The organism is Pedobacter sp. HMWF019, assembly GCF_003061025.1.
Lineage (GTDB): Bacteria > Bacteroidota > Bacteroidia > Sphingobacteriales > Sphingobacteriaceae > Pedobacter.
Window position 1 is genome coordinate 1 of record NZ_QAIL01000187.1, and the last position, 17,917, is coordinate 17,917.

12 protein-coding genes are annotated in these 17,917 nt (G+C 39.2%); 6 read left to right on the forward strand and 6 right to left on the reverse strand.

The window, feature by feature from the left end:
- Positions 1-403: 403 nt before the first annotated feature.
- From DBR11_RS11610 to DBR11_RS11635, 6 genes are all read right to left on the reverse strand, one after another.
- Entirely contained in the window at positions 404-964 is a 561-nt protein-coding gene (locus DBR11_RS11610) for an AAA family ATPase (RefSeq protein ID WP_108552776.1), read from the reverse strand.
- A gap of 21 nt (positions 965-985) precedes the next feature.
- The gene (locus DBR11_RS11615) at positions 986-3,007 is read right to left on the reverse strand and encodes a hypothetical protein (protein ID WP_108552778.1); all 2,022 of its coding nucleotides are present in this window, start codon (positions 3,005-3,007) and stop codon (positions 986-988) included.
- A gap of 155 nt (positions 3,008-3,162) precedes the next feature.
- The gene (locus tag DBR11_RS11620) at positions 3,163-3,315 is read right to left on the reverse strand and encodes a lmo0937 family membrane protein (protein WP_108552824.1); all 153 of its coding nucleotides are present in this window, start codon (positions 3,313-3,315) and stop codon (positions 3,163-3,165) included.
- 66 nt (positions 3,316-3,381) lie between these two features.
- Positions 3,382-3,723, reverse strand: coding sequence for a hypothetical protein (locus tag DBR11_RS11625; RefSeq protein WP_108552781.1), 342 nt, complete (start codon positions 3,721-3,723; stop codon positions 3,382-3,384).
- A gap of 35 nt (positions 3,724-3,758) precedes the next feature.
- Complete coding sequence (locus tag DBR11_RS11630) at positions 3,759-4,475, reverse strand: LytTR family DNA-binding domain-containing protein (RefSeq protein ID WP_108552783.1); 717 nt, start codon at positions 4,473-4,475, stop codon at positions 3,759-3,761.
- Entirely contained in the window at positions 4,475-5,545 is a 1,071-nt protein-coding gene (locus tag DBR11_RS11635) for a sensor histidine kinase (RefSeq protein WP_108552785.1), read from the reverse strand. The genes DBR11_RS11630 and DBR11_RS11635 overlap by 1 nt, the downstream gene beginning before the upstream one ends.
- Positions 5,546-5,766: 221 nt before the next feature.
- Here DBR11_RS11635 and DBR11_RS11640 point away from each other — a divergent pair, with 221 nt between their 5' ends.
- The 6 genes from DBR11_RS11640 to DBR11_RS11665 all read left to right on the forward strand — a co-directional run bounded on the left by DBR11_RS11640 (position 5,767) and on the right by DBR11_RS11665 (position 17,909).
- On the forward strand, positions 5,767-8,175 hold the full coding sequence (locus DBR11_RS11640; protein WP_108552787.1) for an outer membrane beta-barrel family protein: 2,409 nt from the start codon (positions 5,767-5,769) through the stop codon (positions 8,173-8,175).
- A gap of 142 nt (positions 8,176-8,317) precedes the next feature.
- On the forward strand, positions 8,318-10,375 hold the full coding sequence (locus DBR11_RS11645) for a family 20 glycosylhydrolase (protein WP_158275270.1): 2,058 nt from the start codon (positions 8,318-8,320) through the stop codon (positions 10,373-10,375).
- A gap of 180 nt (positions 10,376-10,555) precedes the next feature.
- Positions 10,556-11,836 carry a Gfo/Idh/MocA family oxidoreductase gene (locus tag DBR11_RS11650; RefSeq protein WP_108552791.1) on the forward strand — a complete coding sequence of 427 codons (1,281 nt, stop codon included), beginning with the start codon at positions 10,556-10,558 and terminating at the stop codon, positions 11,834-11,836.
- A gap of 23 nt (positions 11,837-11,859) precedes the next feature.
- Positions 11,860-15,333: a family 16 glycoside hydrolase gene (locus DBR11_RS11655; RefSeq protein ID WP_108552793.1), complete on the forward strand. Its 3,474-nt coding sequence runs from the start codon at positions 11,860-11,862 to the stop codon at positions 15,331-15,333.
- 30 nt (positions 15,334-15,363) lie between these two features.
- Positions 15,364-16,818 carry a Gfo/Idh/MocA family protein gene (locus DBR11_RS11660; protein WP_108552794.1) on the forward strand — a complete coding sequence of 485 codons (1,455 nt, stop codon included), beginning with the start codon at positions 15,364-15,366 and terminating at the stop codon, positions 16,816-16,818.
- 8 nt (positions 16,819-16,826) lie between these two features.
- Complete coding sequence (locus tag DBR11_RS11665; protein ID WP_108552796.1) at positions 16,827-17,909, forward strand: Gfo/Idh/MocA family protein; 1,083 nt, start codon at positions 16,827-16,829, stop codon at positions 17,907-17,909.
- Positions 17,910-17,917 lie beyond the last annotated feature (8 nt).

Consider the following 17,917-nt stretch of genomic DNA (forward strand, 5'->3'; position numbering starts at 1 on the left):
ATATAGAACCATCGATATTGTGGCCTTTAACGCTGGATTGAGGGGAATAGCAGTTGCCTTTTTATATTCAATAATTGAAAATAAAAAACTTAATAGGACTACAGCTAGAAAATTCGGAACTGAATCTGCGAGGAAATGGGGTTTAACGGAGTGTTTGTAAAGATAAGACCTTAGGCTAAGCTCATTGTAAGCAGTAAAAAGAAATGTTAGGCTGAAACTTATAATTAGAGCAGTTCTCTTTTTCATCATTAGGCCTCTAGCTTTAGGTTGTGTTTTATGCGGCGTGTTAAATTAAAAAAAAATGCATAGAACTTGCTCAAAGTTCTTGTTATAAAAGATTAATTAATAAAGAGGGCTTTACGTTGGTACCGACTGGTAAATGATAAATAATTGTACTTATCAATTATTTAGTTTTTCTTATAAAATCCAGGACGAATCTTTTCCGGTTTTCAATGGAGTCCTTTGGGATGTCAATGACTTGATAATTATAACTTAAGTAAGTCTCCTTCATTACATTGTAAGTCATTTTTGCTTCCTGCCAGGTTTGCTTTCTTTCACTGTCTGTTTGATAAATCTCTTGCCATGGGGGTAAAATAAAAACGTTTTTGTTGTACCGATAGGATTGAGCGATACTGTTGATTTCAAAAGAAATTTCTTTTTCTATGATTTTTGAATAACAAACTGAATCTGGAATCCCCCGGTCAAAAAAAGAAAGGGATTCAGAATTTTGGTTCTGTATTTCTAAATAGCTTTTTAAAGAAGCTTCAAGGATTAGCTTCAGGTATAGTTCCTTATCTTTCCATGGCAAACCTGTTCCATTAGTTTCCATTTGTTGTTTGATGATTTCTCTGGCGACTTCAGGAACAATCTGGTGGCCTTCTTTTTGAAGCTCGTTTAGAAGAGTCGTTTTTCCAACTCCAGGACCACCGGTTATGATATAAAAATTTTCATTTTCGAGTTTCATTGATATAATATAGGTTTACAGTTATTTCAGCTCCAGTATTTTTACTTCAAATGGCTGCAAGCTTAACGTGATTTTATCATCACTAGCCATTTTTTCTTCCTGATGCTGAGTCAGTACATTCCATACTGCATAGGTTTGTTTTTCTGACGCAGGCAACTCTAATACGTCTTTTAGACTAAAAGTAATTTGTTTGACTTGTGCAGAAGGATTTCTCCAGGTTAAAATTCCTTCTTTTTTATTCCATGCTGCAAATCCGTAAATCTCCTCTTTGGCCGGATCTCCGCCTACCCAGTGCACATCTGATAGAACCTGTTGATGTTGTTCTGACCATTTCATTGCCCTGGCCAATTCATTCCAGGTTTTGTTGTTCAGCAGATGAGGGTTAATGTACAGTTCCTGCATGCCTGTTCCATTGCTGAAAAATTCCCATATATCTTCTGTGATGCCTTTATCATCATTGGAAAATTCTGCACCTACTCCGTTTTCATTGTTCACCACTATTCCGTGGTACATCAGTGCGTTTAGCGGATAAAGGCGGGAGCGTTTGACGATGTTTTTGTAAACTTCTGCATCCCGGTAATTGATCCATTGTTGTCTTTTGGTGCCAGGTCCAAGAAGGTCCATGTCACCTCCCGCACGCCAGATGGCATCCCCATAGCTGAGCCAATAAGGAGATGGCCAGGTGCCAACGGTCAGGTTAAAATAGAGGTCAGGTTTAATCTCCCGGAGATCACTAATCACGCGCAGGAAAGCTTCCAGATCTTTCGCGTATTTCTCTCCTGCACCCGCAGCCCCGTTGCCGGCACCTACGCCGTCAAACTTAAAGCTGACCACGCCCTGATCCTTAACAAAACCTTCTGTGAGTTTTTTAAAATAAGTAAAGTAGCTTTTATCTGCAAGGCTCAGGCCATTATCGTTGGGCTTGAATGGCAGGTTTAATGTTTTAATACTGGCCAGACGGCTGGTTTGTTCTTCACCATATCCGCCCCAGGGCGATACCCAAACGCCCATATTTGAATTGTATTTTTTTGCCAGCGAGTCCATATGTTTGAATCCATTTGGTAATTGATTGCTGAAGTACCAAAGTCTGTGGTAATCATCCCAGCCACTGTCCCATAAAAAGGCACTAATTTTTGTTTTGCGTTTCAGTATCAGGCTATCTCCAAACATTTTGATACGGTCCATCGCATTTCCCTCGGTGATTTCTTTGCGATCATAACCAACATCATACCAGGAATTATAGTGAGGAAAGGCCCTGTAAGGCACTGCCCTTACTTTTTCAAGATAGTAAAGATAGCCCCTGCGGAGTTGTTCAGTAGGGGTGGTTCCCCAAGCTACGCTAACCTCAAATCCTTCTGCTTTATGGAGTGCGGCGGAAGCTGCAAGGCTGCTCTTGATTCCGGTTGAACTGACTTGGCTTTGTGCCATTGGATGTTCAATAGCAAAGAAAAATGATCCGGAAAGTATCGGCGAACCATCAACTTTTCCGGAAAGTTCCGGCTGGTATGCTTTAGGGATATTTACTAAGGTTAGGTTGGTTACCAACTGTTTAGAATCATTGATGTTGAAGTTTTGTTGTATGAAATTGCAGTCGTTGTGCAAAGAAATACTCCAGGTTATCCTGATGTTTCCCGAGCCATCTGACATTTGATACACCAGCTGTTTCCCGGATAATCTGTCCAGCATCTTTATTGCATTAGGTTCTGCAGGGATATCTCCATTACTTCTGTTTGTGATGTGAAAATCGGATGCGTACAAGCTTTTTCCATTATTAAGTTTCAGTTCGAATAAGCAGGTATCCGTTAAATCTGTGCGTTTAGATAAAACTTTATCTCTAAATGAGATCTTATTTATCCGGTCATTTACCAGGCCTATACTCACTTCAAGAATATTGTTACTTAGTACGTTGTTTGCTGCCGAGATACCGGCCCTTTCTGGTCTTTTACCAGCATAGTAGACTTGTGCTATAGAAGAAGAACAAGTGTACAAAGAAACAGCTATGAAGACTAGAATAGGAAGAATGTGTTTTTTCGAATTTTCCATTTGAGTATAATAATAATGGATTTAGATGGAAATTTTCTGAACAAACGTTTGCGTTAATTGATTCAGTCTTCGAGAAGCTTAATACAAGAGATGTATTGGATTTTGAAAATATATTAAAAGGCCTTACAGAGTCGTAAGGCCCTTTAATATTATTACTAGGTACTTCTGTTAATTAATTTAAGGAGAATTGCTATAACAGCAATGACCAAAAGTACATGAATTATTCCTCCGGTATAATAGCCTCCTAAAAAGCTGATTGCCCAGATAATAACCAAAATAACTGCGACGACATAAAGTAGATTTCCCATAAAATTAGTTTTAGTTTGATTAATGAACATAAACTAACTTAAATAGTTTAGGGAAGATGACGATTGTTACCTTATGGAAACCTTTTCAAACCGCTCAACTCTTAACTGACCGAGAATATAGATGCTGTTAAAAGTGTAGCCTGTAAGTCCTTCATTTTTAAGAAAAGTAAGAATTCTGGGTTTTAAGGCTATAAATAAGGAAGTGCAATACAATTCAAAATTGTTTAGTATAAACTTCCTCTGGTAGCGCTCAGTTAAACAATCGAAATTAAAGATCAATTGACTGGCGTGATTCAATGTGATGAGTCTTTCGTGATCAATTGCTGCCTCACTTAGGTATTTATTGCTGCTAACGAAGCTTCCGCTCAGGCGGTTGAAACTCTTTATTTGTTCTTCATTGAAGTTCATATTGCCAGCAAATTTAGCGGATATATCCGGCAGATTTAAGAAAAGCCAAGATCTTTGAATAATAGATCTTTGTAATTGCTTCCAATAGGTATTTCATTATGGTTAATAAAGATGCGGTTGCCTTCTATATGGCCAATTTTAGATTTATTAATAATAAATGAACGATGCGTTCTTAAAAAACGAGCCTTAGGTAACAATCCTTCAAAGGTGGAAAAGGGCATTTTAGGGAATAACGAATTGCTTGAGGTTATTATTTTGGTGTAGTTTCCTTGTGCTTCGGCATACAATAGTTCATCATATCCTACTTTATAAATCTTTCCATCTGTTTTAATGAAGATGAAATCTTCTGCAACAGAACCAGCTGCTTCACTTGCCAGCGTAACTCTTTTAGGCTCCAGTTTCTCGAATGCTTTATCTACAGCAATAATAAAGCGATCAAAAGAGAAGGGTTTTAATAAATAATCGCATGCTGCCAAATCAAAAGCATCAATAGCATATTCTTTGTAAGCAGTTGTAAAGATCACCTGAGGCTGATCTTTTAGTGTTTTTACAAATGAAATTCCATCCATTATGGGCATATTTATATCCAAAAAAAGAATATCAATCTTTTGGCGTTGTAATATAGCTTTCGCTTCTAGCGCATTCCCACAAGAAGCTACAACATTCAGGTAATCCAAATGGCTGCAATAACTCTTTATGATGTCTCTTGCAATCGGTTCGTCGTCAACAATAAGGCAGCTTACTTGGTTCATTACTTCATTTTAAGTTGTAAGATAACATTGTAAAACGAATTATCCTTCTTAATGTTTAATTCGTGCTCAGCAGGATAAAGCAAGCTTAGTCTTTTACTCACGTTATCTAAACCAAACCCACTGCTTCTATTAACCATGCTCGTCTCATTCTCCGCTTTGCCGTAAGAATTTTTAACGAAAAAGAGGATAGAATTACCCCAGGTTTTTAGTTTTATATCGATATATATCTTTTCATCAATTGTGTTTTTAGAGTGTTTGAAGGCGTTCTCAATAAATACAATCAACAACATTGGGGCTATTTTTATTTCGGGCACAATTACTTCTTCAATTTCTGTCGTTAATACCAGTCTGTCGCCAATTCTTATCTTTTCAAACTCCATATAATTATTGATATACGCTATTTCATCCTTTAATGGTACATATATTTCTGTGGCATCATAAATTGAATAGCGCAACAGCTCAGACAGTTTGAGTAGTAATGCAGGTATTTTCTCATGATCCGTAATTGAAAGACCGTACATGTTGTTTAAAGTATTAAACAAAAAATGAGGACTCAGTTGTGATTGCAATAAATGCAATTCACTTTTACTATGCGCAGCCATTGTTTTGGCCTCTTTCAACTGATTCTCCGAAACATTATGAACGATCTTGATTAATGCACCAAGTGCCAAACTAATCCATACAAATGGAACCCAGGATAGTAATAAATTAATAGCAACCCTTCCTTGCAGTGGAAAATCGGCATGAAAAAACAACCATGCCACACAAACAACAATTGAGATACACAACACTAGTGATAATGTTTTAGGAAGGATTTTTAAACGTGCAGACCAAATTTGTGCAATATATCTTCCTGTAAAAAGACCCAGAAAAAAGAATACCGTTCCCGCGAAAGCTGCTGCTTCGTCTTCATGTACCTGAATAGACTTAACATAAGATTCGATCACTAAATAGATTGGGATGGAAACAATAAGAGATAAGAATATATAAAGCGGCTGACCAAAGAAGCCAATCAATGCTTTAAATTTTATATCCTCTACAGTATTTCTGATGTTCCTTGTCTCGCTCATAAGCAACGAATTTGGGAAAGTTCTTTTGATCGATAAATATTTACTGATGAACTGGTCAAAATCATGGACCGAACCTCAATAATAGGGTACATAACTCTTTAACACCCCCAAATAGCTTTCCGTCAACCGATAGCCAAGTTACAACATATTATTTTTTAGAGCTAGCACGAACAATGAATATTTGATCAATCAACAACCCGACCAATTTAAAACCAATAGCAATGAAAACAGATCTCCTTTTCCTTTTCGCCGTGCTCATCTCCTTTACTTCCCTTGCACAAGTAAAAACGGGAGTCATTTCTTCAACTGTAAAGGATTCAAAAAATGAAGCCATTATTGGAGCCACGGTACGCTTACTTAAAACAACAGATACTGCAGTTGTTACCACGAAAATGACAGATGGCGATGGAAAGTTTCAATTCATCAATGTTGATATAGGCGTTTACATATTAAAAATAACAGCTGTAGGCAAGAAGGAGTTCAGTTCGGTGCCCTTGCATGTTATGGACAGTAAAGGGATTAACCTTCCCATGATCATCCTATTTCCGGCTAAAAGTACCGAGCTTAACGAAGTAGTTATAAAAGCAAAGCGACCGCTAATTCAAATGGAAATAGACAAGACAGTGGTGAATGTTGATGCCATGATTAGCAGTGCTAGCAGTAATACCTTAGAGGTACTTGAAAAAACTCCTGGTATCGTTATAAACTCTGGTGGCGACATCACATTAAATGGCCGGTCCGGAGTAATGGTACTAATTGATGGGCGTCCCACTTACATGTCGGGACAGGACCTTTCTCTTTACCTAAAGTCACTTCCCGGCTCTCTTTTAGATAAGATAGAACTGATGGACAATCCTCCTGCCCGTTACGATGCTTCTGGAAATGCAATCATCAATATTAAATTGAAGAAAAATAGAATAGGCGGCTTTGTAGGAAGCATTGCTACTGGTTATTCACAGGGAAAATATGGAAAAAGTAACAACTCTTTAAACTTGAATTACAACTATAAGAAAATTAATCTATTTGGCAGCATGGGCTATAGCTACGAGAAAAGCTACAGTAATGACAATTTCACCAGAAACTTTTTTGATGTCAATAATGTCCCAACATCAACAGTGTTTTTGATGAACAGACAGAAATCTAAAAGCGAAGGATTAAACACAAATCTTGGGCTAGATTATGCGTCCACTCCCAACACAACCTATGGCATTCAGCTAAATTTAAACGATAACAAAAATAATGAGGTTCTTAATTATTACAGTGATAATTACAGCGCCGGACAATTAGATAATATAGGCAAGGGGCATACCTACGGCGATAACAACAGAACTAACCTGGGCACAAATATCAATTTTCTGCATAAATTCGGGAAAACAGGAAAAGAACTATCTGCTGATATAAACTACTTAAATTATCGCAGTACCGGCAATCAATCATTGATAAACAACCAGGATCAATTCTTTTACAATTTACCATCTAAAATAAATATATACACTGCTAAAGCAGATTATGTGCAAACCATAAAAAACAATGCACGTTTCGAAGCTGGATTTAAATCAAGCTTCGTAATTAATGATAACAAGTCCGATTATTATAACATTACAGATCAGGGACAGGTTATTGATAATGGTAAATCAAACCACTTCAAATTCAGAGAAAACATAAACTCTGCTTATATTAATGCTCAAAAAGGATGGAAATATCTCTCTGTTCAGTTAGGATTACGCTTAGAAAACACACAATCCAAAGGTCAGCAGTTAGGAAATGAAATCGTACAACAAAGTGAATTTAGTAAAAACTATACCCAGGTTTTTCCTACCTTATTTCTAAACTACAAATTTGACACAGTTGGCCGAAACACATTAAACTTTAGTATTAGCAAGAGAATAAACAGGCCAAACTATCAATACCTAAATCCATTTCTATTTTTTAGAGACAGGTACTCTTACACCGTGGGCAATCCGGAGCTAACACCTCAATATCAGTTCCGTTACGAGCTTAAATATCAATACAAACAATTGCTTAGAATGGGTTTAAGCTATAACAGATTTACGGATGTAATTTTCCAAACCACAAAGGTAGTTGATGATGTTTTTATCAAGAAACCTGAAAACGTAGCTTTTGGTTACATGTTGCTACTTAATAACAGCATATCGTTAACGCCAAAAGAGTGGTGGAGTCTCAATTTAGAACTTCAATTTTCCAAAATGGGATTAAATGGGATGGCTTATGGAGAAAAACTAAATCCGAGTACCTATGTGGCAAGAATAGGTGCATACAATCAATTTCAATTTAAAAAAGGCTGGAGTGCTGAACTTAATAGCTATTATGCCAGCAGAGATCTAAACGGTCAAAGCTTTACTTCAGGAATGTACAGAGTAAATGCAGGAATTCAAAAAAAGATATGGAAAGACAAAGGAAGCATTAGGATTAACATGGATGACATTTTCCATTCATGGGTTTACGAAAACCGTTCCGTTGGACTGGCTCGGGCCTATTCATTTCAAATCAGTGCGTCTGACACCCAGCGCTTAGGCATTGCTTTAACCTATCGCTTTGGTAAGGAGGTGTTTAAGCGGAAGAGTAAATATACAAATCATACACTTGATGAAGAAAAGAGCAGAATGTGATCCGTAAACAATATTTGTATTTATAATATGTATTACATAATATGAATTGCTATATTAGAACTCTTTTTAAGCAATTCAACAAGTCAACCAAATCATGAACTGTTTTTTTTCTACTGCTCAAATCCAAATTCTCTCTAAATCCATGAAATTAGGCTTCTTTGCAATAATGAGTTTACTTTTTTGTTTAATCAATTTGGTATCTGCACAAGAGAAAACGCAGGGGGAATGGAAAAATAACCACAGTTTATCTGAATTGTCAAGAGCTCCAATTGCATTGATTCCTTATCCCCAAGAAATTGTCTGGACAAATCAAAACTGGAAACCCACAGGTAAGATTAGCGTTGTAGTTGATCATAGAGATCAGGAGTATCTCAAAAATGCAATCCGTTCGCTAAGCAGCTTGCTCGGTACTATCGGAATAGAGGTGGATAAAGAAGGTAATACTTTATCCAATAAACATCAGCAGGTTTCAATTCGTCTGGATAGTAATTTGGTTAAAAAAAGTGAAGGTTATCAATTGGAGGTTTCTGCAAAGGGTGTTTCTATTGTGGCCAGAGATGTTGCTGGGGCATTTTATGCAGTTCAGACACTCGGACAACTTTTAAAGAAAAATGGAAGCTATGTTTTTACGGGGTGTAAGGTAAACGATTGGCCAGCCTTCTCTTTACGTGGATTTATGCACGATACCGGAAGAAATTTCCAGGAGTTGGATATGTTGAAAGCGCAGCTTGACAGGCTTGCCGCTTATAAATATAATACTTTCCACTGGCATTTGACTGATAACCCAGCCTGGAGGCCCGAAAGTAAGGTTTTTCCTAAATTGAATAAGGCCGAAAACAGGAAGAGTACAAGAGATCCGGAAAAGTCTTATAGTTTTGAGGAGATCCGGGAGTTGATCCGTTATGCGGGTACTTTGAACATAAGGGTCATTCCAGAACTGGATATGCCGGGACATAGTGCTTATTTCAAAACAGCTTTTGGTTTTACCATGAACTCTGAGCAAGGAATGAAAGTACTTGAACAATTGATTGATGAGTTTTGTAAAGAAATACCGAAAAAGGATTGTCCTGTTATTCACCTGGGATCAGATGAAATACATATCCCTAATCCACAGGAGTTTATAGCCAGGATGTCAAATCGGGTAGAGGCAAACGGAAGAAAAGTTATGGTTTGGAACCCGGGCTTAAAAGGAGGAAATGAGATTATCGAGCAACTTTGGTATGATGATGTTGTTTCCAAAGCTTTCGAAGGGAACCAGCATCCTTACGTTGATTCTTATGCCGGGTATTTGAATTCTTATGATGCGTTGACGCTTATTCAACGATATTTTTTTCAACAGGTTTGTAATAGACCTTATGGTAATCATCTGGCGATGGGAGGAATCCTTTGCTGCTGGCCGGATACCAGGGTAGATGATAAACGGAATATTTATCGTTATAATCCTGTATGGCCAGGTATGCTTACTTATAGCGAAGCGTTATGGTGTGGAAGACCAGAAGCAGCCCCTCAATACATGAAAAATTTACCAGCACCAAATACAGAGGCCGGTCAATATTTTAAGGAGTTTGAAAACAGATTGTCTGCTCATCGGGATCTGTATTTTCAAAATGATGCTTTTCCTTTTGTTCAATATAGTCAGGTTAAATGGCAACTTGCAGGCCCATCCGATACCACACTTCGAGTATCAGAATCGGTTAAACTGCCGGTTTTCGGAGGCGTACAGAGAATGGAGCAAATATTTCCTTCTGAATCGTTGAAGAATGAAATAAAGCAGACCGTGACCTTGTTTTCTGAAATTTACAGTGCTGAGCAAAAAACTATACATGCGTGGGTTGGTTTCGAAACAGCAGTGCGTTCCAATCGCAGAAGTGCAGGTATACCGGCTTCGGGAAAATGGGATGCAAATGGCGGTAAGATATACATTAATGATGTAGAATTGCCTGGGCCAAAATGGCAACAGCCTGGAGCAAACAGGTATCTCGAACCAACATGGGAAAAGCCGGGAAATGAAATTCCTTATACAGACGAAGAATTTTATTGGACACGGCAGCCTGCTGATATTCAGTTAAAGAAAGGATGGAATACGATTAAGGTTACGGTACCTAGAACCTATGCAGACCAGGCCTGGATGTTTGCATTTGTTCCCGTAAAAAAAGATGGTTCAGGTAAATGGATTGAAGATTTAAGTGTAGAGTTCTAACTGAACCGGTCCTCTTATTTTGCCTTTAATGTAGGATGGATATCAAGTGCGTCAGGCATATCTTACGCTAAAATTCACTTTTTAAAATCAAATTTTTTTTAAAGAAATGCAATCTAAAAATAAATAAGTGTAACTTGATTTCAATCTTTTGATAGCCAGTATATTAAATTGAAAACCAAGATGAAACCTAAACAACCAGAAAATCAAAATTCAAGAAGAGATTTTATTAAAAAATCGGCAATTGGCCTGGCAGCATTTACCATTGTCCCAAGATATGTATTGGGTGGCCAGGGATATCTTGCACCAAGTGATAAATTAACTAAAGCTGTAATTGGTGTTGGCGGTATGGGAAGAGGCCATTTTGGCTACGAAGGCACACAGGTAGTGGCCATTTGTGATGTAGATCAGAACCACCTTAAACAGGCTGCGGCAATGTTAGATAAAGGGGTAAAAACATTTAGTGACTATAGAGAACTTATACAATTACCCGAAGTAGATATTGTACATATTGCTACCCCACCGCACTGGCATGGTATAATGGCTGTAGATGCTGCAAATGCAGGTAAAGATATTTGGTGTGAAAAACCAATGACTCATACCATAGGCGAGGGAAAAAGAGTGGTAGAGGCTGTAAAGCAACATGGCAGAATGTTTAGATTAAATACCTGGTTTAGGTTCAAGGATACTTTTTACGGAATGGGTACAACTGTGAAACCGATTAAAAAATTGGTAGATAGTGGTATGCTGGGCTGGCCATTAAAGGTGACTGTAAGCAAGCATACTGGCTACGACTGGAAATTTTACTGGGTGGGTAAAGATCATTTGGAGCCTCAGCCAGTACCACCGGAATTAGATTATAATGCATGGTTAGGCCCTGCACCGTATAAACCTTATAATGCACATCGTGTTCATCAAACTTTTAGGGGATATTGGGATTATGATGGTGGCGGATTAAGTGATATGGGGCAACATTACATCGATCCGATACAATACTTTTTAGGTAAAGATGATACCAATCCAATTTCTGTTGAAGTAGATGCACCGCAACAACATACCGATGCAGTAGGCATTTGGCGCAGAATTACTTATACCTATGCTGATGGCTGCCAGATCATATTGGATGGCGAAGGCAAAGATGTTAATGTACCTTATATAGAAGGACCAAAAGGTAAATTATATCCAGGCTTTAAGTCTGATATTCCTGATCTGGAACGTAAACTGGCACAATTTCCCGATCCTGACCCAGAGATTGTAGAATTCTCAGAATCGGTAAGGACGAGAAAGAAATTTGCTCTGAATGAAGAGAACGGACACCGTTCTTGTACTATTGTAAATATTGGTTTGGCGGCCTTAAGATTGGGCAGATCGTTAAAGTTTGACCCTGTTCAGCAAGAGTTTATTGATGATGAAGCTGCAAACAGATTAATCAATCCAATAATGCGTGCACCATTTTCCATTTAAAACATCAGGTAATACAAACCATCATGAATAAAAAAATATTAATGGTGCTGCCGGCTCTTGTAATGCTTTCAAATGCATTTTTTACTTTAACGGCCCATGCACAAGATAAAAAAGACGAAAGAACTACAACTACGCGTATTGCAGATTTACTGGCGCAATTACCTGCCAGAGATGCTGCGCAGCTAGAAGGTAACATGAAAGAAGTTGCCAATTTAGGCGAAGAAGGATATGTAACCTTAATTAGTGGTTTAACAGCTCCCAAACAAGGGAATAATGCCTTAATTGAATATGCTGTAGGTGGTTTTACTGCCTATGCCACAAAAAGTGGTCAGCAAGATTTAAGGAGCATGGCCGTCAGTGCCTACTGTAAATCTTTAACCAAATTATCAGACAAACAGAACAAAGCATTTATCATTAGCCAGTTCGATCTGGTAGGGAATGAAGCAGCCGTTTCCTGTTTAGAAGTTTACCTTACTGATGAGCAATTGGCAGACGAAGCCTCGAGGGCTTTAGCTAAAATTGGAACAACGTCTTCAACAACGGCATTGGTGAGCGGTTTAAGTAAAGCTACGGGTAAGGCGAAAATTGCCATTGTAGAAGCATTAGGGCACACTCATTCTAAGGCGGCAGCTACAGCCATTTTTCCATTGGCCATGGGTACAGATAAAGAATTAACTAAAGTTAGTTTGTATGCTTTGGCCAATATTGGCGATGCATCTTCCAAAGAAATTTTGGTAAAAGCTGCTGAACAAGCGGGTTATAAATATGATCAAACCAATGCAGTAGCTGCTTTATTGGTGTATGCACAGAAAAATGTAGCAACCGATAGAACTGGTGTAGAAACCATAGCTAAAACAATTTTGGGAAAAGCAACAGCTGATGATCAGGTCAACGAGCGCATTGCGGCCTTAAAATTACTTTCGGCAACGCAAGCTGATCAGCAAGCTTTGTTGGAGGCTATGGCCGATAAACAGTTGGAGTTCCGTGCAGCTGCGGTTAAATTTGCCGCAGCTGGTGTGAATGATAGCAATAGTGCAGCCTGGGTAAGTCAACTAAAAAAGACAGATGCCTCAACCCAGGTTTCTATTTTAGATATGCTGGGAAATAGCAAAGCAAAATCTGTACTGCCAGAGGTGTTGAAATTTATAAAAAGTGGTGATCAGCAGGTAAAGCTTGCCGCCATCAATGCCGCTGTTAAGCTTGGGCAGGAAAGTGTTTTAGATGACTTGCTGAAAATAATGGAAAAAGGTGATGCTACAAGTATAGAGGGCATTGCCAATGGTATTTTAAGAATAAAAGGCGAAAGTGTTGCCACTAAAGTTGGAGCTTATATTCCGAAGGCTAAACCAGAGGCGCAAGTGGCCTTGATTAATATTTTAGCTGCCCGTGCAGCAATAAGTCAAATAACAGTTATTTATGCTTTATTAAATAGTAAGAATACTGAAGTTAGAAAAGCGGCATTTCTTTCCCTGCAACATGTGGCTGTAGCAGAAAACAAAACACAATTGTTTGATCTTTTAAATAAAACTACCGATGCCAGTGAACTCACTGCTGTTCAAGAAGCCATTATTGCTTCTGTAAAAGGAACTGCAGATAAAGATGCGCAAGCTGATGCTATCCTTCAGCAAATGGGAAATACACCTGCAGATAAGAGATCGTTGTTTTACAAGGTATTAGGTAGCTTAGGTGATCAGAAATCGTTAAAGTTTGTATCCGAGGCATATGCCTCAGGCGATGATAGGACAAAGAGGGCTGCAATTGAAGCACTTTCTTCATGGACGGATGCGAGTTCGATTAACGAGTTGATCCGTATTGCCCGTACGACCGCTAATCCAGACTTTTTAAATCAAGCTATTACCGGTTATCTGGCCTTGGTAAGAAATACCGACTATCCTGCCGAGCAACGTTTATTATTGTTGCGTAATGCAATGGCTATAGCCAAAACTCCAGTTCAGCAACAGCAAATTCTGAAAGATACCGAACAAGCCAAATGCTTTAATGCGATTGTATTTGCAGGGCAGTATTTAGATGATGCGGCTTTACAGCAGGCCGCGGCAAATGCAGTGATGAACATTACCATGGCCGGAACGTATAACGGCGACATTATAATAGGCTTGTTAAATAAAACAATTGCAGTAATCACCGGGGGAGATGCGGGCTATCAGAAAGAAGGTATGCGTAAATATATTTCAGAAATGAAAGCTGGCGAAGGCTTTGTACAAGTTTTTAATGGAAAGGACCTGTCTGGCTGGAAAGGTCTTGTAGGCGATCCGATCAAAAGATCACAGATGGATGAAAAGACCTTGGCTGATGCGCAGACCAAAGCCGATGCTGAAGCCCGGGAAAGCTGGAAAGTGATTAATGGCGAACTTCAATTTCAAAGCCATGGTAATAACCTTGCTACTGTTAAAAAGTATGGTGATTTTGAAATGCTGGTAGACTGGAAAATCATTGACGATAAAAAGGGCGAGGGGGATGCAGGTATTTATCTGCGCGGCACGCCACAGGTTCAGATCTGGGATCTTGCCCGTACAAAGGTTGGTGCACAGGTAGGTTCCGGCGGTTTATACAACAATCAAAGCAACGAAAGTAAACCGCTTAAAGTAGCAGACAATAAGTTAGATGAGTGGAATACATTCAGAATCTTAATGAAAGGTGACCGGGTTACGGTTTATCTGAACGGACAATTGGTTACAGATAACGTGATCTTAGAAAATTACTGGGATAGGAGCCTGCCGATTTTTGCAGAAGAGCAGATTGAATTGCAAGCGCATGGATCGCCAGTGGCTTATCGTGATATTTACATTAAAGAAATCCCCCGGCCAAAACCTTTTGAACTGAGTACACAAGAGAAAAAGGAAGGTTATAAAGTATTGTTCGATGGAACCAATATGCACAGCTGGACAGGCAATACCACCGATTATGTAATTGAAGATGGAAACATCGCCGTCAGGCCAAAACCAGGTAAAGGATCGGGCGGTAATTTGTTCACCAAAGAAGAATATAGTGATTTTATTTTCCGGTTTGAATTTCAATTGACACCTGCTGCCAATAACGGTTTAGGAATCAGAGCTCCTTTAGAGGGAGATGCTGCTTATGAGGGTATGGAGTTGCAGATTTTGGATAATGAAGCACCAGTTTATAAAGATTTGAAAGTGTATCAATACCATGGCTCTGTATACGGTACTATCCCTGCTAAAAGAGGGTTTTTAAAACCGACAGGGGAGTGGAATTACGAAGAAGTAGTTGCCAGAGGATCTAAAATTAAAGTGATCTTAAACGGTACTGTGATTTTGGATGGCGATATCGAGCCATTTAAGAAAAATGGTACCCCCGATCATCAGGATCATCCAGGCTTATTGCGTGAGCGCGGACATATTGGTTTCCTTGGTCACGGATCGCCAGTGCAGTTCCGCAGCATCAGGATTAAAGATTTGAGCATAAAAGATTCTGCTGAAAAAGAAATAGCCGTAAAAGCTACATCTAAAAAGAAATAAGTTAAATTTAACATAACAACTGTTTAAATAATGATTGAAGATAAGGCAAATTTGAAAACCGAAAATTCGAGAAGAAACTTTATTAAAACAACAGCACTCGCAGCAGCTGGATTTATGATTGTACCCCGATATGTATTAGGTGGACCAGGCTTTCTGGCCCCAAGTGATCGGTTACAATTGGCTGGTATAGGTGCAGGTGGAAAAGGAGAGGGAGATATTGCCAGTATTGTTAGAGGAGGTAAAACAGATGTTGCCTTTCTATGCGATGTAGACGATAGAAGAGCTGCTAATTCCTTAAAGAACTTCCCGAAGGCAAAATATTATAAAGATTATCGCGAATTATTGGATAAAGAAGGCAAAAATATTGATGCTATAACCGTATCCACACCTGATCATACCCATGCACAGATTGCCATGGCTGCTATGCAGCTGGGTAAACATGTATACGTGCAAAAGCCTTTAACCCATGATATTTATGAAGCCCGGATGTTAACCGAGGCCGCAAATCGTTATAAAGTGGTTACGCAAATGGGAAATCAGGGGGCATCGGGCGATGGTGTCAGAAGGCTTCAGGAATGGTACGATGCTGGTAGAATCGGTAAAGTACATACGGTTTACTGTTGGACCAATCGACCTGTATGGCCGCAGGGAATTTCATGGCCAGCAGGAAAAGACGAAATACCAAAAGAGCTCGACTGGGATTTGTGGTTAGGAAGTGCTCCATATAAAGAATATGTAAATAAACTGGTGCCCTTTAACTGGAGGGGCTGGTGGGATTATGGTACTGGCGCCATTGGCGACATGGGCTGTCATTTGGTGGAACCACCTTTTAGAGTATTAGGTTTAGACACGCCCATCAGTGTAGAATGCAGTGTGGGTAGCGTATATGTGGATGAATTCAAACGGGCCTACTTACCGGAAAGCTGTCCCCCATCAAGCCATGTCATCCTAACTTTTGCCAAAACGGAAAAAACCAAGCATGAAGTTCAGCTACATTGGATGGACGGCGGAATCAAGCCTGAACGTCCGGAAGAATTGGGTCCGAATGAAAGTTTTGGCGATAATGGTGTGCTTTTTATTGGTACAAAAGGCAAAATGATCTGCGAAACCTATGGTAAAAATCCAAAGCTATTGCCATTGTCACGCAATGAGTCAGATAAAACTAAAATCACCATACCGCGTATTGCTAATCAGGAAGAAGGTCATTATACGCAATTTGCCGAAGCTGCTATTGCGGGCTATGGTAAAATAGCCTTAAGTTCGCCGTTTGAAATTGCCGGACCGCTTACTGAAACTTTATTAATTGCCAATTTAGCGATCAGAGGCACAGATGTACAGCGCAGAGATACAGCAGGTAAAATCAGTTATCCGGGCAGAGATATCAAATTGCTTTGGGACAAGGTAAATATGAAGGTGACCAATTTTGATGAAGTAAACCAATTTGTAAAAAGAGAGTACCGTAAAGGCTGGAGTTTGGGTGTTTAATATTTAGTATGTCAATAGAAAATAAGAATTTAAGAGTATTAGTAGTAGGCTGTGGCAATATGGGTGCTTCCCACGCCACAGCTTATCATAATTTACCGGGTTTTGAAATATGTGGATTGGTTTCTACCGGCAAAAGCAAGGAGATCCTTAATCAAAAACTAGGTGGACAATATGATTTGTATACTGATTTTTATGAGGCAGTTGAGATCACCAAGCCGGATGCCGTTTGCATTTCTACTTATCCTGATACGCATGAAGCTTATGCAATAAAATCTTTCGAAAGTGATTGCCATGTGTTTATCGAAAAACCACTGGCTGATTGTGTAGAAGGGGCAATACGAGTAGCAGAAGCCGCAAAAAAAGCGAACAAAAAATTATTGGTTGGTTATATTCTCCGCTATCACCCCTCATGGAAAAAATTTACCGAGCTGGCTCAGGAAATGGGAAAGCCCTTAGTTATGCGTATGAATTTAAACCAGCAAAGCCATGGGCCTAAATGGACAGTGCATCGTAATCTGATGAAAAGTTTAAGCCCGATTGTGGACTGTGCTGTACATTATATTGATATCATGTGCCAGATGACACGGTCGACGCCCATACAAGTGAGTGCCATTGGTGCCAGGCTTACTGACGATATCCCTGAATGGAATTACAATTATGGACAGTTGCAGATTCGTTTTGAAGATGGCTCTATCGGTTGGTACGAAGCTGGCTGGGGCCCAATGGTAAGCGACAATGCTTTCTTTATTAAGGATGTTTTTGGACCAAGGGGAGCAGTATCTATTGTGGCCAGGGAGGCATCAGCCAGTGGAAAATCTGATTCGGTTGATTCTCATACTAAAACGGAGTCCATTAAAGTCCATTACGCAGATCTGGACCAGGAAGATGAATTTGCTAAGATAGACGAATACCTGGATCTGCAGGATGAACCCAATCATCAGGAACTTTGCGACCGGGAACAAATCTTTTTTCTAAAGTCAATCCAGGAAGATCTTGATCTTAGCTCAGCGACAGAAGATGCTGTGAACAGTCTAAAAATAGCTTTTGCCTGCGATGAATCTGTAAAAACGGGACAGACAGTGTTACTGTAGAGCCGAAT